This window comes from Micromonospora sp. WMMC250 (assembly GCF_027460215.1).
GTDB lineage: Bacteria > Actinomycetota > Actinomycetes > Mycobacteriales > Micromonosporaceae > Micromonospora > Micromonospora taraxaci.
The window spans coordinates 5,631,267-5,653,191 of record NZ_JAPZBJ010000002.1 but is presented as its reverse complement, the minus strand read 5'-3'; the positions used below and the strand labels follow the sequence as shown (position 1 = coordinate 5,653,191).

Below are 21,925 nucleotides of genomic sequence, written 5' to 3'. Positions count from 1 at the left end.
CCGCCGGGGGACCCCCACGGTCAACGGGGGCCGAAGCGCTCCGTTGACCGTGTCGTCGCGGGAGTGTGCACCGGCAGGAAGAGCAGGACGTCGTGGAGCGCCTCGGCCGCCGCTACCGGAAGTGGGCAACGCGCGGCCAACTCCTCCATCGACCCGTACGGGCCGCGTACCCACCGGTCCATCGCCACCTGGCGGCGTTGCGCATCGGTGAGCCCGGGCAGCGTGGCGAGCACCTGGTCGGGTACGGCGTTGACGTCGACGAGCCCGCCGTCGTCGAAGGCGCGGGGCAGGTCCGGTCGGCCGATCGCGAACTCCAGACGTGCCGAGGGGTAGCGGTGCAGCAGGTTGCGCGCCTGCTGGCGACGAATCCGGCGCTCCTCCTCGAGGGCCTGCGCCACGCGCGGCCGACCGGTGATCCGTCCCCAGACCCAGCTGTTGAGCAGGACTATGTGCGCGGAGCCCACCAGCCAGCAGAGAAAGACCACGCCGAGCGCGGAGAACACCTCCGCCGGTGAGTCCTCCGTCTCCAGGTCATCGGTGGCGATCATGACGACAAGCAGCGTCGCGGTGAGGAAGTAGCCGAGGGCCGCGAGGCCGAGCCGTCGACTGCGTCGTCGTACCGCGTACGCCAGCACCACCAGCCAGGTCCCGGTGCCGAACGACACGAGTGCCAGGAGGGTCCCGAGGACGGTGGTGGTGTTGCTCACCCACGTCGGTAGGGGGTGTCGCTCCCGACGTGGCTGTTCGACAGCGAACGGCGACGGCGAGCCGGCGGGTAGACCGTCACGTGCGGGGTGGAGCGGCGAGGGCTGATCCGCGTAAAGAGGAACGGTCGCCGGGTTGTTTTCCTGGACCGGGGCGGCCGCCTGGACCGCTACCGTCGGAGCGGGTCGCTCGGCATTCGGGACGCCCGCGGTGAGGGTCGGCTCTGCCCGAAGGATCCGCGCGTGCAGCTCCCGGAGTGCCTCGCCGGGCCCGATGCCGTGCTCCTCGCGGAGCAGGCTGTCGATGTCCCGGTACGCAGCCAGCGCCTCGGCCTGCCGACCGCTGCGGTACAGCGCGAGCATGTACTGGTGGCGCAGCCGCTCCCGGACCGGGAACTCGGCCACCAACTCGACCAGCTCGCCGACCGTCTCGCGGTGCCGCCCCCTGTCCAGCTCCAGCTCCGCGCGGGTCTCCAGGGCGACGGCCCGTAGCTCCACCAGGCGGCGCCGGGCGGCCTCGAACACACCGCCGGCGAAGCCGGTGAACGGCTCGCCGTGCCAGCGGGCCAGCGCATCCGTCAGCTCGGCCAGCGCCCGCTCCGGGCTTTCCGACGCGTGCCGCCGGGCGGCGTGGACGCCCCGCTCGAAGCGGATCGCGTCCACCGCCTCCGGGTCGACCCGGAGCAAATAGCCGGCATCGGTCAGGCTCAGCACCTGCCCGGGGGTACGCGGCGAACGGTCCGGTTCCAGCACCCGGCGCAGCCCGGCGACGTACTTCTGCACGACGTTGGGGCCGTTCGCGGGCGGATCCTCCGGCCAGACCGCCTCGATGATCTGCCCGGTGGACACCGGACGGCCCGGAGAGAGCAGCAGTACGGCGAGCACCGCGCGTTGTTTGCCCGGACCGAGGTCGATCTCCCGGTCGGCGTACCAGGCCCGCTGAGGCCCGAGGATCTCGAAACGCAGCTGTCCTGACATGCGAGTTTCCGCTCCTGACACCCCCGTGAGCACCGGACGGCAGTGCCCGGCAGCCGGACGGCAGCATATCGGCAGCCGGACCGCCGTGATGGTCCGCAACATCGTCATCGGCAGAAGCCACGCAGCGAGAAAGAGACATGCGATGACACAGGCAACGGGCACCGCCGGCACCTTCGGACGGACGGTCGGCACGATCGCCGCCGTACTGGCAGCGACCACCCTTCTCGGGGGTTGCGGGACGAAGGACGAGCCCGCCGCGGCACAGCAGAGCGGCCCGAGCGCCAGCCCGACGGTCGATCCGAAGCAGGCGCTCCTCGACGCCGTCCCGGACGGCACTGAGGGGACGTTCCGGTTCAGTGGGAAGGACTCCACCAATACGCACACCGGTCGGGTCGACCCCACGTCGAAGGCTGTGGAACTCAGCATCACTGGCGCGCCGGGTTCCGACGGCATCACCACGAAGATGTCGTTCCTGCTCATCGGCGAGGAGGCGTGGCTGAAGGCGAAGTTCAGCGGCAAGCCGGGCCTGCCGAAGTTCCCGGACAAGTGGATGAAGCTGGACCGCGGGAAGCTGACCGGCGCCGACACCATCCCGGCCTACGACAGCGCCGACCAGGGCAACACCGGCCCGCTCATCGAGGCGGCCAGCTCGGTGAAGGAGCAGAGCCCCGGTCAGTACGTCGGTGTCGTCGACGTGAGCACCGGTAACGCGGCAGAGGTGCTGGACGACGGCGAGGCGGCAGCACTCGGCGAAGCCGGTAAGACGGTGCCCTTCACCGCGGTAGTCGACGAGGACAAGCGCCTGACCTCGCTGACGTTGAAGATCCCGGCCACCGGCAAGGCGAAGGCGTACGACTACGTCGTCAACTACACCGGCTACGGCACCACCCCGAAGATCACCGTCCCCACGGGCAGCGCCGCGACCAAGGCGCCGGCGATGGCGTACGACATGCTCAACGGCTGACCCGCATGAGAGGGCGGCGGCCACACGGGGGGCCGCCGCCCCAAACCCTGTTGATCAAGAGGTTTGCGTCATCGTTCGGCCGAATTTTGACGCAAACCTCTTGATCAACGAGGGCGGGGCAAGGGTGGGGGTGGGGTGGGGTGGGGTGGGGTGGGGTGGGGTCAGCGGCGGGGGCGGAGAGCTCTGGTCAGGTGGGCTACGCGGGGGGCCAGGCCCGCCAGGCCGCCAGGGAAGAAGTAGACGGCCAGGATGAAGACCGTCCCCAGGACGAACAGCGGCTGGCTCAACGGGTGGCTGAGGACAGCCGGCAGGTTGTCGACGGCGTCGCTGGCGCCGAAGGCGGTGAGCCGGTGGTCCAGGTACATGTAGAGGACACCGCCGAGCACCGGCCCCCACCGGGTGCCCGGCCCGCCGAGCACCACCATGACCAGCAGCGACAGGGTCAGCTCGGAGGACGTGATGTGCGGCGACGCGCCGCCGACGATCAGGACGTAGACCACCCCGCCCGCCGACGCCAACCCACCGGCCAGGGTGAACGCGACCAGCTTGTAGCGGTACGGGTCCAACCCCAGCACGCCGATCCGCCGTTCGTCGTCACGCAGGCCGGCGAGCACGCGACCGGTCGGCGAGCCGCTGACGCGGTGCACCACGAAGACCACGAGCGTCAGGTACGCCAGTGCCAGCCAGTACAGGTTGACGGTGTTGGTCACCCCGACCAGCCCGGCGGGCAGCCCGGACACGTCCAGCGGCAGGCCCTCCTCACCGCCGGTGAGCCCACCGAAGTCGCGGGCCACCAGGATCGCCCCGACCTGCGCGAAGGCCAGTGTGACCATGGCGAACGCGATGCCCACGGTCCGCAGGGCCACCGCACCGAGCAGCGCGGCGAGGATCGTGCCGCCGGTGACGGTCAGCAGGGCTGCCTGCCACAGCGGCAGGCCGGCCCGGGTGACGAGGATGTCGGTGCCGTAGACGCCGGCGGCGAAGTACAGCGCGTGCCCGAAGGAGAGCATCCCGGTCCGACCGAAGAGCAGGTCGTACCCGGCCGCCAACCCGCCGAAGATCAGGCAGATGGCGAGGATCTGCAGGGTGCCGGGCGAGTTGACCGGCCCCTCGAAGATCCCCGGCAGGGAGAGCGTCGAGTACGGCAGGATCGCCAGCACGACGAGCGCGACGAGCGGCAGGAACGGGCGGACCCGGTGCCACCGTCCCCGCTGCGGGGTCAGTTCGTCCGGCACCTGTGCGGGAGGCGCGTCGATCACCGTCATGCCGTTGCCACCTTTCCGGCGATGCCCTGCGGGCGCAGCAGCAGCACCACGGCCAGCAGCCCGACCACGCAGATGTCGCCCAGCCCGGACGTGCCGTAGTAGTTGACGAACTGCTGCACCAGCCCGACGACGACCGCCGCGTACGCGGAGCCGACCACCGAGCCCATCCCACCGATCACCACCACGATGAACGCGAAGATCAGCAGTGAGCTGCCCTGACCGGGCGAGACGGTGCCGAAGTAGACGCCGCCCAGCGCGCCGGCGAGCGCCGCCGCCGCCCCGCCGATCGCGAAGACCAGCGTGAACGCCTTGCGCACGTCGATGCCGAGCGCGGTCACCATTTCCCGGTTCTCCACCCCGGCCCGGATCACCAGGCCGTACCGGGTCCAGCGCAGGAACGCCAGGATCGCGCCGAGCACCAGCACCGCCGCGATGATCAGCAGCAGGCCGCCGTTCGGCACCTGCGCGCCGAGGATCCCGGTCACCTGCCGCGTCCAGTCGGGGCGCGGGAACGGACGGGCGTCCGCGCCCCAGGTGGCCTGCAACAGCGCCACCCCGGCCAGCGACAGACCGACGGTGACCAGCACCTGCTCGATGGTGCGGGAGTAGAGCGGACGGATCAGCACCAGCTCGACCAGGATCGCCACCAGCGTGCCGGCGGCCACTCCGAACGCGACAGCCAATACGAAGCCGAACCCGTCGGGTCCCGCGCCCGGCAGGTTGCCCGCCGCCCACCAGGTGCCGTACGCGCCGACGCCGAGGAACAGCCCGTGCGCGAAGTTGAGCACGTCGGCCAGGCCGAAGACCAGGGACAGGCCGGAGGCGACGAGGAAGTACAGCGCCGCCAGGCCCAGCCCGGTCAACGCCAGAAGAATGACGGTCCCCATCAGATCTGGTCCTTCCTCGCGACTGCGGGGCTCGCGAGCTCACTCCTCGCGCTCGGCGTGACCGCCTCCGCCGAGCCGACACCCAACAGCGACTTGGTCAACGCCGTCTCCAACAGCAACTCGTGGGCGTCACCGGTCCAGGCAACCTTGCCGGCGGCCAGCACCACCGCGTCGCGGGCCAGCCGGCGTACGACGGCCAGGTTCTGCTCGACGAGCAGCACGGGCACCGACTCCGCCACCCGTTCCAGCACCTCCGCCACCTCGGTCACCACCTTCGGCGCCAGCCCCTTGGTCGGCTCGTCGACCAGCAACAGCCGGTTGTCGTTGAGCAGCACCCGACCGATCGCGAGCATCTGCTGTTGGCCGCCGGAGAGCGAGCCGGCCCGTTGCCGTCCGCGCCGGTCCAGCTCCGGGAAGAGCGCGAAGACCTTGTCGTACGCCGGGCTGGTGCCACGCCGTTCGGCGAGCCGGAGGTTCTCGGCGACGGTGAGGCCGGCGAACACGTCCCGGTCCTCCGGCACGTAACCGAGCCCACCGCGGACCAGCCGGTGGGTGGGCTGGCTCAGCAGGCTCTGCGCGCCCATCCGGATGGTGCCGCGGACCTCCCCGGCGGGCGGGGTGAGCCCGAGGATCGCGCGCAACGTGGTGGTCTTGCCGACACCGTTGCGGCCCAGCAGGACCGTCACGCCGGTCGGGGCGACGGTGAAGGACACGCCCTGGAGGATGTGCAGTCCGGAGATCCGGACCGACAGGTCCTCGACACTGAGAACGGGTTCCAGCTGAGCCGCTTCAGTTCGCGACTGCGGGGCTCGCAAACCCGGCTCACTCCTCGCGCTCACAGCGACTCCCCCAGGTAGGCCTCTTGCACTGTGGGGTTGGCCATCACCGTCTCCGGGGTGTCGCAGGCCAGCAGCGCGCCGTGGTGCATGACGGCGATCCGGTCGGCCAACTCCAGGATGACGTCCATGTGGTGCTCGACCATCAGCACCGCCCGGCCGCTGTCGCCGGTCAGCGACTTGATGACGGCGACGAGTTCCGGGATGTCCTCGGCGCTGACCCCGGCCATCGGTTCGTCCAGCAGCATCACCCGGGGTTCACCGGCGAGCAGCAGGGCGATCTCCAACTTGCGCTTCTCGCCGTGGGCCAGGGTGCCGGCGAGTGCCGTACCCCGGTGGGCGAGGCCGACCCGGTCCAGCGCCGCGTCGGCGGCGGCGGCCACCTCCCGGTCGGCCGCCGCCCGCCGCCACAGTGCCATCGAGCCCCCGCGGTGCGCCTGGACGGCGAGCCGGACGTTCTCCCGCACGCTGAGCGAGCCGAAGACCGAGGACGCCTGGAAGGTACGGCCCAGCCCCAGGCGGGCACGCCGGTGCGGCGGAAGCGCACCGATGTCCTGCCCGTCCAGGGTGATCCGGCCCTCCGTGGCCCGACGCAGGCCGGTGATCAGGTTGAACAGTGAGGTCTTGCCGGCGCCGTTCGGCCCGATCACGCCCAGGAACTCCCCGGGCTCCAGGTCGAGGTAGACGCTGTCGACGATGGCGACCTCACCGATCCGCCAGGTCAGACCGCGGGTGGCGAGCATGGGTCAGCCCTTCATGGCCACGGCCGGTGGCGCGGTCTCGTCACCGGTGAGGCTCTTCTGCGCGGTGGCCGTGAACGCGGTGCCGCTGCCGGCCAGCTTGGCCTGGAACATCGGCTGGAGCAGCGCGTGGTCGGCGGCCCGGATGGTCATCTTGCCCTTGACCCCGTCGAAGCTCCAGCCCTCCAGAGCGGTGACCATCTTGTCGACGTCGTCCCCGCCCTCCTGCGCCGCCCGGACCACCATCTGGGCGGCGGCGAAGCCGTCCGGGTGGAACAGGTCGATGGTGTTCACCTTGGCCTTCAGCGCCTTGCTGGCCTCGGTGTCGCTGGCACCGTCGAAGTAGTGCGACAGGAAGGAGATCTTGGTGCCGGCGGCCCCGAAGGTCGGCCACGAGGCGCGGATGTCCAGACCGGTGACCACGGTGGTGGACGCGAGCACACCCTGCTGGTCGAGGGTCTGCCACATGGCCGGGGCGGTCGTGCCGGCCCAGGCCACGAAGAGCAGGTCCGGCTTGGCGGTCTTGATCTGGCTGGCGAACGGGGTGAACTCGGTGGCGCTGGCCGGGGCCCGGACACTGCTCACGGTGGCGCCCGCCCCGCCGATGACGGCCTTGACGGCCGCCTCGTTGGCGTCGCCGAACGCGCCGTCCTGCGCGAAGACCACCACCTTCTTGCCGGTCGGGTCGCCGATGAACGACTTGGCGGTCACCACGTCCTGGTAGGACTGGCGGCCGGAACGGAACGTGTACTTGTTCGCGCCGGTCACCGCGTCGGTGGCGGCCGGTCCGCTGATGAACAGGACCTTGTTCTGCGCCGCGATCGGCGCGACCTGCAACGCCACACCGGAGGCGGTGGAACCAGCGATGATCTTCGTGCCCTTGCCGATCAGGTCCTTGGCTGCGGAGACGGCCTTGGCCGGGTCACCCGCGTCGTCGACCTCGGTCAACTCGATCTTCCGGTCACCGACCTTGCCGGTGCCCTTCGTGGCGAAGTCGAGCCCGGCCTTGAACCCCTCGATGTACTGCTTTCCGTAACTGGCCAGGGCACCCGACTGGGAGTACACCAAGCCGACCTTGACCGGCGCGGCGCTGTCGCCGCCGCCGGTGGCGGTGTCCTGCGGGCTACCACAGGCCGTGGCGGCCAGCGCCGCGGCCATCATCGTGGCGGCGGAGAGGAACACCCGCCGCGTCGTCCGGACCGTCATTGCGACTCCACATGAGGACTCGGAGGGAGAGAACTTCTTCGTGACGGCTCACGCTAGAAGTGACGTCACCCACGAGCTATGTGGCAGAAACACACAAGTAACAGGAATGAGGTGGCCGGAGGTTACAACGGCCCGCACGGCCGCCGGAGCGTCGTCGGTCCCGGTGGCCCGAACCCCCACGGACCGCACGTGGTGTGTGTCGTCTCGCGCCATCCGCCCCGGTTCGGTCAACCGATGATCGACTCCACATCGGCGAGGTCGTTCCATCCCGAGCGCCGGACACCCCCACGTCGCCGACCTAGTCGATCACTCCGCGTGGCCTGACGGTTCGCGCCTCGGACGTGCCGCTGGCCCGCCGTCCGGGTGGCGGACGACGGGCCAGCGTCTGGGCCGGGCGTGATCGGCCCAGCGATCGGTCGGAGCGGATCAGCTCCGGCCGAGGTCAGTTGTCGGCGAGCAGCGCGCCGGCCACGCCGAGGGTCGAGAGGGTACGTCGCAACGCCGTCTCCTGTCATCGAAGGGTGTCGCGGACAGCAGACCGCCCGCGGTTGGCCGGGAGTTGGTCGACGACTGACCGGCAGGTGAATCTCCGGAATGGGCGTTCCCGCTCCGACATCGGTCCGGAAAAGGAAGATTGTCTGGTGCGCTGGTTCTTTCGCAATCCCGTGCGGCTGGTGCCGCTGGGATTCCTGGTGCCGATCCTGCTGGGCACCGGGCTGCTGATGGCGCGCTGGGCGACAGTCGATCACCAACGTCCGCCAGTGGTCACCGCATTGTTCACCGCCACCTCGGCGGTCTCGGTGACGGGGATGGCGATCAACGACACCCCCAACTACTGGTCCGGCCCGGGCCTGGTGGTGATCACCCTGCTCACCCAGCTCGGCGGTCTCGGCATCCTCACCGCCGCGGCGCTGGTCATCCTGGTGGTCTCGCGCCAACTGGGCCTGCGCAACCGACTGCTGGTGCAGGCGGAGACGGCGGAGTTCGGGATCGGCGACGTGGCCCGCCTGCTGCGTCGGATCGCGGTGACCGTCTTCGCCTGCGAGGCGGTGATGACCGCCGTGGTCGCCGGCCGGCTCTGGTGGGCGTACGACTACGGGCCGGGAAGGGCCCTCTGGTCGGGGGCGTTCCACGCGGTCCAGGCGTTCAACAACGGTGGCTTCGCGCTCTACAGCGACGGGCTGCTGGCCTTCGCCCGCGACCCGTGGGTGTCGCTGCCACTGGCGTTCGGTGCCATCGTCGGCGGGCTCGGGTTTCCGGCCCTGTTCGAGGCGGTTCGTGAGTGGCGCAAGCCGGCGGGGTGGGTGGTGGCCACGAAGCTGACCATCTGGGGCAGCCTCGCCCTGCTGCTGCTGGGCTTCGCCGGCCTGCTCGCCGCCGAGTGGACCAACGCCAGCACCATCGGCTCGTACGACGCCGCCGGCAAGGTGCTCGCGTCGTTCACCCAGATCGCGTTGAGTCGCACCGGTGGGTTCAGCGTGCTGAACATCGCCGAGCTTCAGGAGGAGAGCTATCCGCTGCTGATCGTGCTGATGTTCATCGGCGGCGGCAGCGCCAGCACAGCCGGGGGCATCAAGGTGTCCACGTTCTTCCTGCTCGGGTTCACCATCTGGGCGGAGTTGCGCGGCGAGCCGGACGTGACGGTCGGGCACCGCCGGGTGGCCACCGCCAGCCAGCGGCAGGCCGTCACCGTGGCTCTGCTCAGCGTCGCGCTGGTCACGGCCGGGACGATGCTCCTGCTGCTGCTCACCGAGGGCGTGCGATTCGTCGCGGCCCTGTTCGAGGTCACCTCCGCGTTCAGCACCACCGGGCTCACCGTCGGTCTCGCCGGCGATCTGCCGGCCAGCGGCCAACTCGTGCTCACCGTGCTGATGTTCATCGGCCGGGTCGGGCCGCTCACCCTGGGGTCGGCGATCGCCCTGAACACCCGACGCAGGCTCTACCGCTACCCCCAGGAACAACCAATTGTCGGTTAGGGTCTGTTTTGTGAGGGCGGCCGAGCCGAGGCGGAGTCCGGGCGTCGATCCGGCAAGGCGCGGTTTCGTCCGGATACCGGTGTCGTATCCGGACGAAACCGCAACGCCGCCGGGCGTCGTCCGGGCCCGCCGCAGGCCGGCCAGTTCTCACAAAACAGACCCTGGATGTGAGGAGGGTCGAGGTGTCGGCGAGACGATCTGACGGCGGCGGCATCGTGGTGATCGGGTTGGGTCGCTTCGGCTGCCATCTGGCCTCGTCGCTTACCCGCATGGACCGCGAGGTGCTGGCCGTCGACCGCAACCCGGACCAGGTCCAGCGCTTCTCCGACCAGCTCGACCGGGTGGTGCAGGCCGACTCGACCGAGGAGGGGGCGTTGCGTCAGCTCGGCGTCGCCAGTTTCGCCCGGGCGGTGGTGGCCATCGGGGCGTCGGTGGAGGCGAGTGTCCTCACCGTGCTGGCGTTGGTCGAGTTGGGTGTGCCGCAGATCTGGGCGCGGGCGACCTCGCAGAAACACGCCAAGATCCTGTCGTCGGTGGGCGCGCACCACGTGATCTTTCCGGAGGCGGAGACCGGTGACCGGGTGGCGCACCTGATCGTCAGCCGGCTGCTGGACTTCGTCGAGTTCGACGACGACTTCGCGATCGCCACCGTCCGGGTTCCGGAGTCGTTCGTCGGGCGCACCCTGCTCGACCTGCGCCCGGACGAGCGTTCCGGAGTCCGGGTGATCGGCGCGAAGGTGCCCGGCGAGCGTTTCCGGTACGCCTCGGACGACACGACCCTCACGCAGGGTGGGGTGCTGATCGTGGAGGGCGGGATCGACCAGGTCCAGCGGTTCGCGGGGCGACGCTGACCATCACTTCTTCGGCCCACCGTGCTTCTCAGGGCCCTTCACCCTTTTCCCGGACCACCCCCCTTGGCCTCGCCGGGCTTCCCGGGCCCCTTTCCGGGCTTCGACGGCTTCGCCTTCTGGGCGGCACCACCCCCGGTGCCGCTGGGGGTTGTCGCCTTCTTCGGCGGGGCCTTCGTGGTGGTGGCCGCCTTCGTCGCCGGTGCGGTGGACGGGACGCTGCCGGCCACCCCGGAGACGCGTACCCCGCAGGTCACGTCACCGAGCCGGAACTCCACCGGCAGCGGGTTGGCCCCGCTGTACGTGCCGGACAGGGTGACCTTCTCGGCGGTGCCGGGCGCCAGGGTGGTGCGCTGGGCCGCGGGTCGGATCAGCACGGTGCTCCCCTGCTGCTGCACCGACGTCGGCTCGGCCTTCGTCACGGTCTGCTGGCCGGGGAACGTGAAGTTCATCGTCCAGTCCCGGAGTTCCTGCTTGCCGCTGTTGGTCACCGTCAGCTCGGCGGCGAACTCCTTGCCGGTGTCGGCCCGCAGCGCGTACGTCACGTCGCAGGTCGGTGCCTGCGGCAGGCCCATCCGCGCCTCGGTGGTCGGCCGGTCGTCGCCGCTGGCCGGGCTGCGCGAGGTGAAGCCCCACATCGCGCCGGTGACAGCGATCAGGCCGACGGCGGCCACCCCGGCCTCGACCCGCCGGCGACGCCGGTCCATCCGCCGGCTCCGGTTGCGGGTGCGGGACAGCGGCAACGCGTCGGTCGCCGCGGACCAGGGCAGGATCGTGGTGCCCGCGTTGGCCAGCGCGGTCGGGTCCAGGTGCCCGGCGGCCGGCGACACCGGCACCGCGGCGAGCATTCCGGCCGCCTCGGCGAGGGTCCGGGCCAGTTCGGCGGTCGCCGGGCGGTCACCGGGCCGCTTGGCCAGGCAGCGCCGCACCAGGTCGGTCACCTCGTCCGGCAGGCCGGGCACCGGTGGCATCGGGTCCGGGTCGTTGTACATGTGCGCACGCAGCATCTGCGTGGTCGTGCTGGCCTGCCAGGGCAGCCGACCGGTGAGCATCCGGTAGAGCAGCAGACCGACGGCGTACACGTCGGTGGCCGGGGAGACCTGGCCGTTGTCCAACCGCTCCGGGGCCAGGTAGGCGGGGGTGCCCAGCAGTGCACCGTCCGGGCCCTTCTCGCTCTCCCCCACCAGCGCGGAGATGCCGAAGTCGACGACCTTCACACCGGTCGGCGTGAGCATCACGTTGCCCGGGGTGACGTCGCGGTGCACCACACCACGGGCGTGCGCGGTGGCCAGCGCCGAGCTGACCTCGGCGCCGATCGTCACCGCCTCCCGCCACGGCAGGCTGACCTCCCGACCCAACCGGTTGGCGAGTGAGGCTCCGTCGACCAGTTCCATCACCACGTACGGCACGGTCAGGCCGACCTGCTCGGACTCGCCGTAGTCGTACACGTTGGTGATGTTGGGGTGGCAGAGCCGCGCGGCGGCCTGCGCCTCCACCCGGATCCGGTGACGGAAGGCCCGGTCGCTGGCCAGCCGCGAGGCCAGCACCTTCACCGCGACCTGGCGGCCCAACACCTCGTCGTAGCCACGCCAGACCACCGACATGCCGCCCGCGCCGAGTTGCTCGACGAGCCGGTACCGCTCATCGAGGAGTTGCGCGTTGTTCCGGTCCCCACCGCCCATGGTGGCCGTTGTTGCCCAGGCTGGACACACCTACACCTGAAGGATCGGAATCGGTCAGGAAAGTCACCCGATCAGGCGGTCGCCAACAGTTGGTCCACCGGGGCGTAGTCGTCGGTCAACACCAGCGCCGAGCCGACGAACTCCGTCAGCTCCGCGCCGGAGAGCAGACTGACCTTGGGGTCCACCTGGCTCAGCCGGGCGCGGACGGCCTCCAGCGGCAGCGGCGCGTCCGAGCCGACGATGAGGAAGTTGGAGCCCTGCTGCTCGGCGAGGGCCTCGGGCGGCGCGATCAACGCGACGTGCCGGAACTCGGCCCCGACGGTGGCCAGCTCGGCGCGGATGAACCGCAGTGGCGGGTAGTCGATGACGTTCTGCACGTACACGCCACCGGGGCGGGTCACCCGCCGGATCTCGGCCGCCATCTCCCGGGTGGCCAGGTGCCACGGCACCACCAGGTGGCCGAACGCGTCACCGACGACCAGGTCCCGGCTGTCCGTCGGCTCGCCGGCCACCAGCATCCGGGCGTCACCCACCACCGCCCGCAGCTCCGGCCCCGTGCGTACGCCCAGTTCCCGCCTGCCCAGCTCGACCAGGCCGCCGTCGATCTCGAACACCACGTTCTCGGTGCCCGGCCGGGTGGCGGTGAGGTAGCCCGGGACGGTGAAACCGCCGCCGCCCAGGTGCAGCGCGTCCAGTCGCTGCCCGGTGGGCGCGGCGACGTCGGCGACCGCGCCGATCCACTTCGTGTACGCGTACTCCAGGTGCTTCGGGTCGGCGAGGTCCACGTACGAGTGGTGGGCCGAGTTGAGCAGGAGTGTCCGGCCGGTGGGCCGCTTCGGGTCCGACGCGACCCGGGCGCAGTGGTACGCCGTCTCGATGTCGCACGGGTTCGGCGCGATCGTGGTCAGCCCTGCCCCGACCAGGCCGAGGACAGCCAACGCGGCCCTGGTCCGGGCCGGGCCGGGCAGTGCGGTGGGCTCCTGCCGGCGCAGGTACCAGCCGAGACCGATACCGACCAGCCCGAGCGCGATCGCGAGGGTCAGCAGGATGACAGTGCTGCGCAGCGCGGCGACCAGCACGAAGCCGGTGAGCAGGGTGGCGGTGATGCCGCCCAGGGTGCCGATCCCGGAGAGTCGACCGACCACCTGGCCGGTGCGGCGCAGGTCGGCGAGTTGGAGCTTCACGACCAGCGGGGTGACGGCGGCCAGCAGGGCGGCCGGCACGAACACGGCCAGCGCCACCAGCAGCAGGATGCCGCTGGCCGCCCCGCCGCGCAGCACCTCACCGGCGTAGCGGACCACCGGCAGGGTGATCGCGGTGGCGATGCCGGCCAGCACCAGCGCCGGCGCCAGCAGGCCGCGCGGGTTGCGCCGGTCGGCCAGCCACCCGCCGGACCACGCCCCGTACGCGATGGCGGCCAGCGCGATGCCGATCACCGAGCTGGTCACCTGGAGGGTCACCCCGACGTACGGGCCGACCAGGCGCAGCGCGACGGTTTCCAGCACCAGCACGGCCCCGCTGGAGAAGAAGACCAGGAAGGCGGCCAGACCGTTGGGCAACGCCCGGCCGGTGGCCGGAACGGGCGAGGCCGGGGATGCCGGTGGGGCGGTTACGTCGGACGGTGGGGAGCTCATCGTCGCGATGGTACGCAGCGAAGCTGGTGCTTCGGGTCAGTACATCGAGAGATGAACATGGTTCGTGTGGGATGCGGCGGGGCTGCCGCTGCCACTGTAGGCGCGCCAACCGGTGCCGGGATGCCAGATCTGCCGGTACCAGATCACGTAGAGCACACCGAGGCGGTCGGCGTTGCGCACGTGCCAGGCGGCCAGACTGTCCCCGTACGACTTGTCGCCACCGGTCGCGTTCTTGTCCTCGAAACCGTTGGTGGCAGCCGAGAAGTCGCAGGCCCGGCCCTTGGGGTGCTCGCCCCCGCCACCGCTGCGCTTGCAGGAGACGTGCCGCTTGTAGCCGGCGGCCTGGGTCTCCTTCAGGGCGTGCAGGGTGCGCGGGGTGATGCATCCGGAGGTGGTCGGGTCCTTCACGGAGCACGACTCCGACGGCCAGGAGCCGTCGGAGTTGCGCGGCGCCGGCTTCGCCGAGGTGGAGCTGCCGCCGCTGAAACCGTTGCTGCCACCCGAGCTGACCTCGGCGAGGGCCGCCTCGGCCTCCTTCTTCTTCTTCGCCATCACGGCGAGTTGTTTCTGCTGCTCGCGGACCTCGGCGTCGATGGCGACCTTGGCCTGCTGCGCCTGCTCTTTGGCCTCGACGAGGTCACGCAGCCGCTTGGCGTCGCGCTGGGCCATCAGGTCGAGGTCGCTCACGCGTTCGAGGAACGCCTGCGGCGTGCTCGTGTTGAGCAACATCGTCGCCGGGGTGAGTCGACCGACCCGGTACGACTGTGCGGCCACCTCGCCCACCTGGGCGGTCAGCCCGACCATCCGACCCTCGACAGTCGTCAGCTCGCCGGCCAGCGCCGTCTGGCGACGCTTGGAGTTGTCCAGTTTGGCCTTCGCCTCGATGTGGCCCTTGGCGGTCAGCTCCAGAGCGTCCTGGAGCTTCTTGCTGCCACCCTCGCCGGGCTCCGCGTACGCGGGCACGGCGGCACCGCCGAGCACCAACGCGACGGTGGCGAGCAGAGCGAACAGGGCGCGGCGGCCGAGCCGCGGGCGAAGCCTGGTCCTGGGCACGAAAGCGTCCTTCCGTCGACCGCCGGTGAACCAACTGCGGCGGCGTCCCCGCCGGCGCCGGTCGGCGGCCTGCTGGCGGAGACCGCCGGTCACGATACCGGACGACGGCCTGCTGACCAGCCCCCCGACCGTCGGGCCGCCCAGATGTCGACAGAGCGTTTCGGCGTCGTCGCGCAGGGCGCGGATCAGCTGTCGAGGAGGGCGTCGCGGACCTCGGCCCAGATCTGTTCGTTGGCGGCGACGAGCAGGCCGCGGTCGTCGTCGGCCGGGTGGTAGTCGACGCCGTCGAAACGGCGGGCGACGCCACCGGCGGCGCGGACCAGCAGGGTGCCCGGCGCATGGTCCCACGGCAGGGTGCGCCAGAAGAGGACGAACTGCTGCTCTCCGGTGAGGATGTCCAGGTACTCCCGGCCGGCGCAGTGCTGGCCGGGCAGCAGCTCACCGAGCTGCCGACCGCCGGCGCGGACCCGGTCCCGGGTCTCCGGCGGCAGGAACCGGGTCATCGCCGCCCCGCGCAGCTCGCCCAGTGGTGGGGTCGCTGCGGTGCGGTCCACCGGTCGACCGTTGAGCAGGGTGCCGTCGTCTGCCGAGCCGACGGCGAGGGTGTCCGCGAGCGGGTCGAGGATCCAGCCGGCGGCCGGTCGCCCGTCGGTCAGCAGCGACACCATCAGGGCGAACGGCCGGCGTCCCGCGGCGAAGTTGGCGGTGCCGTCGACGGGGTCGACCAGCCAGACGTCCCCGCCGGAGCGCAGGTGCCGCAGCAGCCCCGGGTCGTCGGCGACGCCCTCCTCGCCGACCACCATCGAGCCCGGCCGGAGCCGACGCAGCCCCGCCGCGAGCAGTTCCTCGGCACGACGGTCGGCGACGGTCACCACCTCACCGGGTGCCTTCTCCGACACGTCGTCGTCGTCGAGCTTGCGGAACAGCGGCAGCACGACCTGGTCGGCGGCCTCCCGCAGGAGGTCACCGACGTCGTCGAGCAGGGTGTCAGCCACGCGGCGGCAGCTTGACCACGCTGACGAAGAACTCGTCGATCTGGCGGACCACCGAGATGAAACGCTCGAAGTCCACCGGCTTGGTCACGTAGGCGTTGGCGTGCAGCTGGTAGCTGCGCAGGATGTCCTCGTCGGCCTGGGAGGTGGTGAGCACCACGACCGGGATCCGACGCAGCTCCTGGTCTTTCTTGATCTCTTCGAGCACCTCCCGGCCGTCGCGGCGGGGCAGGTTGAGGTCGAGCAGGATCAGGTCGGGCGGGACCGCGTCGGCGTACTGACCCTCCCGCCGCAGGTAGGCGAGCGCCTCGGCGCCGTCGGAGACGACGGTCAGCCGGTTGCGCAGCTTGTGCTCCTCGAACGCCTCCTGGGTCATCAGCACGTCACCCGGATCGTCCTCGACGAGCAGGACCTCGATCGGGCTCTTGCCATCCGCCGGCGCGGTCATCCCACCGTCTCCCTCATGTCACCCGTTCTACCGCTTCCCGACGGCTCGTCGGCCCGGTCCGGCCGGTCCGATGCGTCGGACTGCTCGGCCAGCGCTGCCGGAGCCTCGTTCGGGGGCGTCGTGTCGCCCGCCGGCAGAGCCGGCGGCTGGTCCGGCGACTCGACGGCGGCAGCGGCCTCCACGTCCGCCGGCAGCGCCGGCAGGGTGAAGCGGATCGCCGTGCCCTCCGGCACGTCGGTGTCCACCCAGACCCGGCCGCCGTGGTACTCGACGATCTTCTTGACGATGGCCAGCCCGATGCCGGTGCCCGGGTACGCGTCCTTCGAGTGCAGCCGCTGGAAGATCACGAAGATCTTGTCGGCGAACTCCGGCTCGATCCCGATGCCGTTGTCCTCGCAGCTGATCTCCCACTCGGCGCCCACCAGGCGGGCCGAGACGTGCACCTTGGGCGGCACGTCGGCCCGGCGGAACTTGATCGAGTTGCTGACCAGGTTGGCCAACAGGTTGGTGAGCAGCGGCTCCTCACCCAAGATCACCGGCAGGTCGGTCCAGGTCAGCTCGGCGTCGGCGTACTGCCGGGCGGCCTCGGTCTGCCCGGCCACGTCGCCCATCACCTTGTTCAGGTCGACCTCGACGAAGCCGGTGGTGAGCCGGCCGATCCGGGAGAACGCGAGCAGGTCGTTGATCAGGCGCTGCATGCGCTGGGCGCCATCCACCGCGAACGCGATGTACTGGTCGGCCCGCTCGTCCAGCTGCCCCGCGTAGCGGCGCTGGAGCAGCTGGCAGAAGCTGGCCACCTTGCGCAGCGGCTCCTGCAGGTCGTGCGAGGCCACGTACGCGAACTGCTCCAGGTCACGGTTGGACCGGGTCAGCTCCTCGGCCTGCTTCTGGAGCTGGCTGTTGACCCACTCGATGCGTTCGCGCGCGCCCCGCACCTCGGCCAGGTCGGCGGCGATCTTCTGCCGCATCGCGTCGACGTCGTCGCCGAGCCGGATGAATTCCGGAGGGCCGACGGTGGCGATGCGGTGCTGGTAGTCGCCCTCGGCGACCTCCCGAACCTGGTTGGCCAGGCCGGTCAGCGGACGGATCACCATCCGGTCCAGCGAGACCAGCAGCACCGCGCCGGCGACGACCACCACCAGGGCAGCGATGATCAGCAGGACGACCAGCACGTTACTGCTGGTCCGCACGTTGGTCGCGGCCTGCTCACGGGCGGTCAGGATCTCCGCCTGGAGGTCGTTCACCGCGGCACGCACCTGGTCGAACTGCTGTCGGGCCGCTTCGGTGATCAACGCCTGCCCGGCTCTGGTGCCGCTCTGCTCGGTGGTGCTGATCACCGGCTCCGCGACCGACTGCCGCCACTGCGAGCTGCGCTCCTCGACGGTCCGCAACTCCTGACCGATCTGCGGGTAGTCGTCGAGCAGCGTCCGCATCGAGGTGACGACGCTCGCCTCCTGGGCGAGCCCTTCCCGGTAGGGGTTCAGGTCGGCCGGGTCACCGCTGACCGCGTACCCGCGGATCCCGGTCTCCTGGTCGAGCAACGCGTTGAGCAGTTCCTGCGACTGCACCCGCAACGGGCCGGTCTGGTTCAGGACGGCGTCGATCTGGGTGCGGTTGCGGGCCGCCACCGCCGCCTCCGCAGCGGCCAGACCGATCAGCAACACACCGACGACGGCGAACAGGGTGACGACCCGGCGGCGCAGACTCCAGCCGCCGACCACCGGCTTCACCGGCCACCTCCCCGGCTGACCAGCAGCATGGCCACGTCGTCGGCGAGCGGGCCGCCGTTGAGTCGCTCGGCCCTGCCGACCAGCCAGGCCGGCAGCTCGGTCAGCGACACCTCGCGGTTGGCCGGTTCGCCGAGCAGACCGCTCAGACCCGGCACGTCGAGGCGATCGTTGCCCTCGCCCACCCGCCCCTCGATGAGGCCGTCGGTGTACATCAGCAGGGACCAGTCATCGGTGTCGAACTCCAGGTCGTAGGCGATCGGCCGGCGGGGTCGTACGCCCAGCAGGCGGCCACCGGGCGCCGGCACCGGGGCGACCCGGCCACCGGAGAGCAGCAGCGGCGGCGGGTGCCCGGCGAGTCGGACGGTGGCCCGGTTGGCGTCCAGGTCCAGTCTGGCGGTGGCCACTGTCGCGAAGATCTCCTGAAGGCGGCGTTCGCTCATCAGCACCTGCTCCAGCGCGGGCAGCACCTCGTCGTCCGGCACTCCGGCGAGCACCAGGGCCCGCCAGGCCACCCGCAGCTCGACGCCGAGCGCGGCCTCGTCCACCCCGTGCCCGCAGACGTCGCCGACGATCAGGTCGAGGCGGTCCGGTCGGGTCTGCACCACGTCGAAGAAGTCCCCGCCGATCAGCGCGGCGTGCCGGCCCGGCCGGTAGAAGGTGTGCACCGCCACCTGGTCGGTCGTCATCAGCGGCTGCGGCAGCAGGCCGCGTTCGAGGCGGGCCGACTCGGCCTGGCGCAGTTCGACCTCGCGCAGCCGACGGGCGTTCACGTCGGCGCGCTTGCGCTCCACGGCGTAGCGCAGTGCCCGGGTCAGCAACACCCCGTCGACCTGGCCCTTGACCAGGTAGTCCTGCGCGCCCTCGGCGACCGCGACGACACCCAGGTGCTCGTCGGAGCGGCCGGTCAGCACACAGACCGCGGCACCGCTGGACATCTCCAGCACCTGGCGCAGCCCGTCCAGCCCCTGCGCGTCGGGCAGGCCCAGGTCGAGCAGGACGCAGTCCACGTCGGTGATCCGCTGCCGCGCCTCGCTGAGACTGGTGGCGACCACCAGGTCGATCATCGAGTTGGTCTCGGCGAGCAGCTCACCGACCAGGAAGGCGTCACCCTCGTCGTCCTCCACCAGCAGCACCCGCAACCGCTCTCCCGGTGGCAGGTTGGCGTGCCGCGCCAGGCCGCCATGCGGGTACGGCACGACAGGGGAACCGGTCAGACCGGGTCCCCGGGTCGGCCGGGTCACCGCCGCGAGGCGCGGGAGTTCGCTGGTGATGTCGGGCTCCTTCCGAGTGCCCTGCTGATCCTGTATTAGACAACGGTCGCACACAACACGACGCCTCCGGCGCGGGCGGGGAGGGGGATGGGCCGCGTCACTGCCCACCCGACGACAAACCGGGCGGTGGGTCGAGGTACGGCTTACCGGCCATCCCGTCGGCGGGCACCGAGGGGCAGGATGGTGCCACCCCAGGCCCCACCACCCCCCGAGGAGTTTCCGTGGGCGCACCCACCACCCCGGCCACGACGGGCACGCCGTCCCGCCCGACTCGGGGCGTACCCCCGGCCGACCGGGCGTTGACGCGACCTCGCCGGCGGCTGCTGGCCGCCGCGGCGGCGCTGGTCGCGCTGGCCGCCGTCGGCGCCGGCAGCCTGCTCGACCTGCGCACCCCGGCGCCGAAGCCGGCGGACGCGCCGGCTGGCGAGTTCAGCGCGGGCCGGGCGTACGAGGACGTCCAGGTGATCGCGGCCCGGACGCACGTCGCCGGCAGCCCGGCCAACGACCAGGTACGCGCGCACATCGAGCAGCGGTTGCGCGGGCTGGGCCTGGAGACCGAGGTGCAGGACACGGTGGCGCCGGAGGCCGGCCAGCTCAGCGGGGCGGCGGGCGGGGCGACGATGGCCCGGGTCCGCAACGTGGTGGCCCGGCTGCCCGGCACCGCGTCGACGGGTCGGATCTTCCTGGTCGCCCACTACGACTCGGTACAGACCGGGCCGGGCGGCAACGACGACGCCGCCGGCACCTCGGCAATCCTGGAGGTGGCCCGCGCGCTCACCACCGGCCCCCGGCCCCGCAACGACATCGTCTTCGTGCTGACCGACGCCGAGGAGGCGTGCCTGTGCGGCGCGTCGGCGTTCGCCGCCAGTCACCCGCTGGCCGCCGACGGCGGTGTGGTGCTGAACCTGGAGGCCCGGGGGTCCACCGGGCCGGTGATCATGTTCGAGACGTCGACTGACAACGCGAAGCTGGTGGACGTCTTCGGTCGGGCCGCCCCGCACCCGGTCGGCACCTCGTTCGCCGTGGAGATTTACCGCGCGCTGCCCAACGACACCGACTTCACCGCGTTCCTCGACGAGAAGTTCGTCGGGCTGAACTCGGCGTACATCGACGGCGGCGCGATCTACCACACCCCGTTGGACACCCCGGCGGCCATGGACCGGGGCAGCCTCCAGCAGCACGGCGACAACGCGCTGGGCCTGGCCCGGGAGTTCGGCGCCGTCGACCTGACCGACCTGCGCTCCGGGCACGACGCCACCTACTTCCCGGTCCCCGGTGGCCTGGTCCGCTACCCGGGCTGGCTCACACTGCCGCTCGCCCTGCTCGCGGTGGCAGCGGTGGTCGCACTGGGCTGGCTGACCCGTCGGCAGGGTCGGGCCGGCACCGGCCGGCTGGCCGCCGGCTTCGGGCTGGCCCTGGTGCCGATCGTGGCCGCTCCGGTCGCCGCGCAACTGCTCTGGCTCGCGATCACCACGATCCGACCGGGGTACGCCGAACTGCTCGACCCGTACCGACCTGTCTGGTACCGGTTGGCCGTTCTGGCGCTGGCCGCCGCCATCCTGTTCACCTGGTACGCGCTGACCCGCCGCCGGATCGGCCCGGCCGCCCTCGCCGTCGGCGGGCTGGCCTGGCTGGCGCTGCTCGGTGTGCTGCTCGCCGTGGCGGTGCCCGGCGGGGCGTACCTCACCACACTGCCGGCGCTGGCCGGCGCGCTCGGCGGGCTGGTCGCGCTGTGTACCCGTCAGACCGGGCCGTGGCCGGTGGGGGCGGTGACGGCCGCCGCGGCCGTCGGCGTGCTCATCCTGCTGCCGACGGTGGTGCTTCTCTTCCCGGCGCTGGGGATGGGCATGGGCGGGGTGGCCGCCCTGGTCGCGGTGCTGCTCGGCCTGACCGCCCTGCCGGTGGTCGACCTCCTGCACCCGCAGGCCGGTGGGCAACGCGGGCTGCTGGCGCTGCGGGCCCGGCGGCTCGGTGTGCTGCCGGCCGGGGCCGCCGCCGTGGCGGCGCTGGTGCTCGCCGGGGTCGGGCTGGCCGTCGACCGCTTCGACGCCGCGCACCCCGCGCCCACCCACCTGATGTACGCGATGGACGCCGGCACCGGTCAGGCCCGTTGGCTCAGCCACGAGAGCGATCCGCAGCCGTGGACGGACGGCTACGTGGACGGGATGGCCGACGTCGGCGACGACTTCCCCGGGCTCGGCGACGGTGAGCTGCGGGCCGGGCCGGCGCAGACGGCGAACCTGCCGGCGCCGAAGCTCGACGTGGTGGGCGACACCACCGCAGGCGGCGAACGCACGCTGCGGCTGCGGCTGACCCCGCAGCGGGCGGTCCGGCTCGCGACCCTGCACGTCGACACGTCGACCGCCACCGTGCTGCGGGCCGAGGTGGCCGGACGGTCGGTGCCGGTGGAGCCCCGCGAGGGGAAGTGGGGCTTCGGGTTGGTCTTCCACGCCCCGCCGGCGGAGGGCATCGAGGTCACGCTGACGGTGCGCCCCACCGCCGCGCAGGTCGCGGTGCGGGCGATGGACGCGAGCGACGGGTTGGAGGCGCTGCCCGGTTTCCAGGCCCGGCCGCCGGCCGTCGGCGTCGTCGGGTCGCACAGCTCGGAGATGTTGGCGGTCGCCCGCACCTATCCCATCTGACGGACACAGCGGTGGTCCGGCGTGGTGAATCGCCCGCCGGACCATCGACTATTCGTAGCCACCGAAACG

General features: G+C 71.5%; 17 protein-coding genes. 4 read left to right on the top strand and 13 right to left on the bottom strand.

Going from position 1 to position 21,925, the window contains the following annotated elements:
• Positions 1 to 20: 20 nt before the first annotated feature.
• The gene (locus tag O3438_RS25560; RefSeq protein ID WP_269682258.1) at positions 21 to 1,682 is read right to left on the bottom strand and encodes an AfsR/SARP family transcriptional regulator; all 1,662 of its coding nucleotides are present in this window, start codon (positions 1,680 to 1,682) and stop codon (positions 21 to 23) included.
• 142 nt (positions 1,683 to 1,824) lie between these two features.
• Here O3438_RS25560 and O3438_RS25555 point away from each other — a divergent pair, with 142 nt between their 5' ends.
• Positions 1,825 to 2,646: a hypothetical protein gene (locus O3438_RS25555; protein WP_269682257.1), complete on the top strand. Its 822-nt coding sequence runs from the start codon at positions 1,825 to 1,827 to the stop codon at positions 2,644 to 2,646.
• Positions 2,647 to 2,807: 161 nt separating this feature from the next.
• On the opposite strand, the gene O3438_RS25550 is transcribed toward O3438_RS25555, so the two are convergent.
• The 5 genes from O3438_RS25550 to O3438_RS25530 are packed head-to-tail and all read right to left on the bottom strand — an operon-like array spanning position 2,808 to position 7,580.
• Positions 2,808 to 3,911 carry a branched-chain amino acid ABC transporter permease gene (locus O3438_RS25550; protein ID WP_269682256.1) on the bottom strand — a complete coding sequence of 368 codons (1,104 nt, stop codon included), beginning with the start codon at positions 3,909 to 3,911 and terminating at the stop codon, positions 2,808 to 2,810.
• On the bottom strand, positions 3,908 to 4,798 hold the full coding sequence (locus tag O3438_RS25545) for a branched-chain amino acid ABC transporter permease (RefSeq protein ID WP_088987511.1): 891 nt from the start codon (positions 4,796 to 4,798) through the stop codon (positions 3,908 to 3,910). The genes O3438_RS25550 and O3438_RS25545 overlap by 4 nt, the downstream gene beginning before the upstream one ends.
• A complete protein-coding gene (locus tag O3438_RS25540; protein WP_269683753.1) occupies positions 4,798 to 5,577 on the bottom strand; it encodes an ABC transporter ATP-binding protein in 780 nt (259 codons plus the stop codon). Before O3438_RS25540 ends, O3438_RS25545 begins: the two co-directional genes overlap by 1 nt.
• Positions 5,578 to 5,633: 56 nt before the next feature.
• Positions 5,634 to 6,377 (bottom strand): ABC transporter ATP-binding protein, encoded by a 744-nt coding sequence (locus O3438_RS25535; RefSeq protein WP_145778829.1) that lies wholly within the window; start codon positions 6,375 to 6,377, stop codon positions 5,634 to 5,636.
• Positions 6,378 to 6,380: 3 nt separating this feature from the next.
• Complete coding sequence (locus tag O3438_RS25530; RefSeq protein WP_269682255.1) at positions 6,381 to 7,580, bottom strand: substrate-binding domain-containing protein; 1,200 nt, start codon at positions 7,578 to 7,580, stop codon at positions 6,381 to 6,383.
• 641 nt (positions 7,581 to 8,221) lie between these two features.
• On the opposite strand from O3438_RS25530, the gene O3438_RS25525 reads away from it, so the two are divergent.
• Together O3438_RS25525 and O3438_RS25520 are read left to right on the top strand one after the other, a co-directional pair.
• Positions 8,222 to 9,556, top strand: coding sequence for a TrkH family potassium uptake protein (locus tag O3438_RS25525; protein ID WP_269682254.1), 1,335 nt, complete (start codon positions 8,222 to 8,224; stop codon positions 9,554 to 9,556).
• Between the two features lie 182 nt (positions 9,557 to 9,738).
• The gene (locus O3438_RS25520) at positions 9,739 to 10,407 is read left to right on the top strand and encodes a potassium channel family protein (RefSeq protein ID WP_269682253.1); all 669 of its coding nucleotides are present in this window, start codon (positions 9,739 to 9,741) and stop codon (positions 10,405 to 10,407) included.
• Between the two features lie 38 nt (positions 10,408 to 10,445).
• Here O3438_RS25520 and O3438_RS25515 read toward each other — a convergent pair whose 3' ends face one another.
• The 7 genes from O3438_RS25515 to O3438_RS25485 form a co-directional block, all read right to left on the bottom strand.
• A complete protein-coding gene (locus tag O3438_RS25515) occupies positions 10,446 to 12,086 on the bottom strand; it encodes a serine/threonine-protein kinase (RefSeq protein WP_269682252.1) in 1,641 nt (546 codons plus the stop codon).
• A 71-nt stretch (positions 12,087 to 12,157) separates the two neighbouring features.
• Entirely contained in the window at positions 12,158 to 13,720 is a 1,563-nt protein-coding gene (locus O3438_RS25510) for a fused MFS/spermidine synthase (protein ID WP_269682251.1), read from the bottom strand.
• A gap of 36 nt (positions 13,721 to 13,756) precedes the next feature.
• Positions 13,757 to 14,773, bottom strand: a complete 1,017-nt coding sequence (locus O3438_RS25505) for a coiled-coil domain-containing protein (protein ID WP_442929659.1) — start codon at positions 14,771 to 14,773, stop codon at positions 13,757 to 13,759.
• 185 nt (positions 14,774 to 14,958) lie between these two features.
• Positions 14,959 to 15,768, bottom strand: coding sequence for an inositol monophosphatase family protein (locus tag O3438_RS25500; RefSeq protein WP_269682250.1), 810 nt, complete (start codon positions 15,766 to 15,768; stop codon positions 14,959 to 14,961).
• Positions 15,761 to 16,213 (bottom strand): response regulator, encoded by a 453-nt coding sequence (locus O3438_RS25495; protein WP_269682249.1) that lies wholly within the window; start codon positions 16,211 to 16,213, stop codon positions 15,761 to 15,763. Before O3438_RS25495 ends, O3438_RS25500 begins: the two co-directional genes overlap by 8 nt.
• Positions 16,210 to 17,943, bottom strand: coding sequence for a sensor histidine kinase (locus O3438_RS25490; RefSeq protein ID WP_269682248.1), 1,734 nt, complete (start codon positions 17,941 to 17,943; stop codon positions 16,210 to 16,212). The genes O3438_RS25495 and O3438_RS25490 overlap by 4 nt, the downstream gene beginning before the upstream one ends.
• Positions 17,940 to 19,139, bottom strand: a complete 1,200-nt coding sequence (locus tag O3438_RS25485) for a PP2C family protein-serine/threonine phosphatase (RefSeq protein WP_269682247.1) — start codon at positions 19,137 to 19,139, stop codon at positions 17,940 to 17,942. Before O3438_RS25485 ends, O3438_RS25490 begins: the two co-directional genes overlap by 4 nt.
• A gap of 296 nt (positions 19,140 to 19,435) precedes the next feature.
• Between O3438_RS25485 and O3438_RS25480 the strand changes: the two genes are divergently transcribed.
• Positions 19,436 to 21,856, top strand: coding sequence for a M28 family peptidase (locus O3438_RS25480; RefSeq protein WP_269682246.1), 2,421 nt, complete (start codon positions 19,436 to 19,438; stop codon positions 21,854 to 21,856).
• The last annotated feature ends 69 nt before the right edge of the window (positions 21,857 to 21,925 follow it).

What these genes read in the sequence shown, in the direction of transcription:
- O3438_RS25550 (WP_269682256.1), bottom strand. Translation starts at nt 3,911, where the DNA reads ATGACGGTGATCGACGCGCCTCCCGCACAGGTGCCGGACGAACTGACC.
- O3438_RS25560 (WP_269682258.1), bottom strand. Translation starts at nt 1,682, where the DNA reads ATGTCAGGACAGCTGCGTTTCGAGATCCTCGGGCCTCAGCGGGCCTGG.
- O3438_RS25555 (WP_269682257.1), top strand. Translation starts at nt 1,825, where the DNA reads ATGACACAGGCAACGGGCACCGCCGGCACCTTCGGACGGACGGTCGGC.
- O3438_RS25510 (WP_269682251.1), bottom strand. Translation starts at nt 13,720, where the DNA reads ATGAGCTCCCCACCGTCCGACGTAACCGCCCCACCGGCATCCCCGGCC.
- O3438_RS25535 (WP_145778829.1), bottom strand. Translation starts at nt 6,377, where the DNA reads ATGCTCGCCACCCGCGGTCTGACCTGGCGGATCGGTGAGGTCGCCATC.
- O3438_RS25515 (WP_269682252.1), bottom strand. Translation starts at nt 12,086, where the DNA reads ATGGGCGGTGGGGACCGGAACAACGCGCAACTCCTCGATGAGCGGTAC.
- O3438_RS25530 (WP_269682255.1), bottom strand. Translation starts at nt 7,580, where the DNA reads ATGACGGTCCGGACGACGCGGCGGGTGTTCCTCTCCGCCGCCACGATG.
- O3438_RS25545 (WP_088987511.1), bottom strand. Translation starts at nt 4,798, where the DNA reads ATGGGGACCGTCATTCTTCTGGCGTTGACCGGGCTGGGCCTGGCGGCG.
- O3438_RS25495 (WP_269682249.1), bottom strand. Translation starts at nt 16,213, where the DNA reads ATGACCGCGCCGGCGGATGGCAAGAGCCCGATCGAGGTCCTGCTCGTC.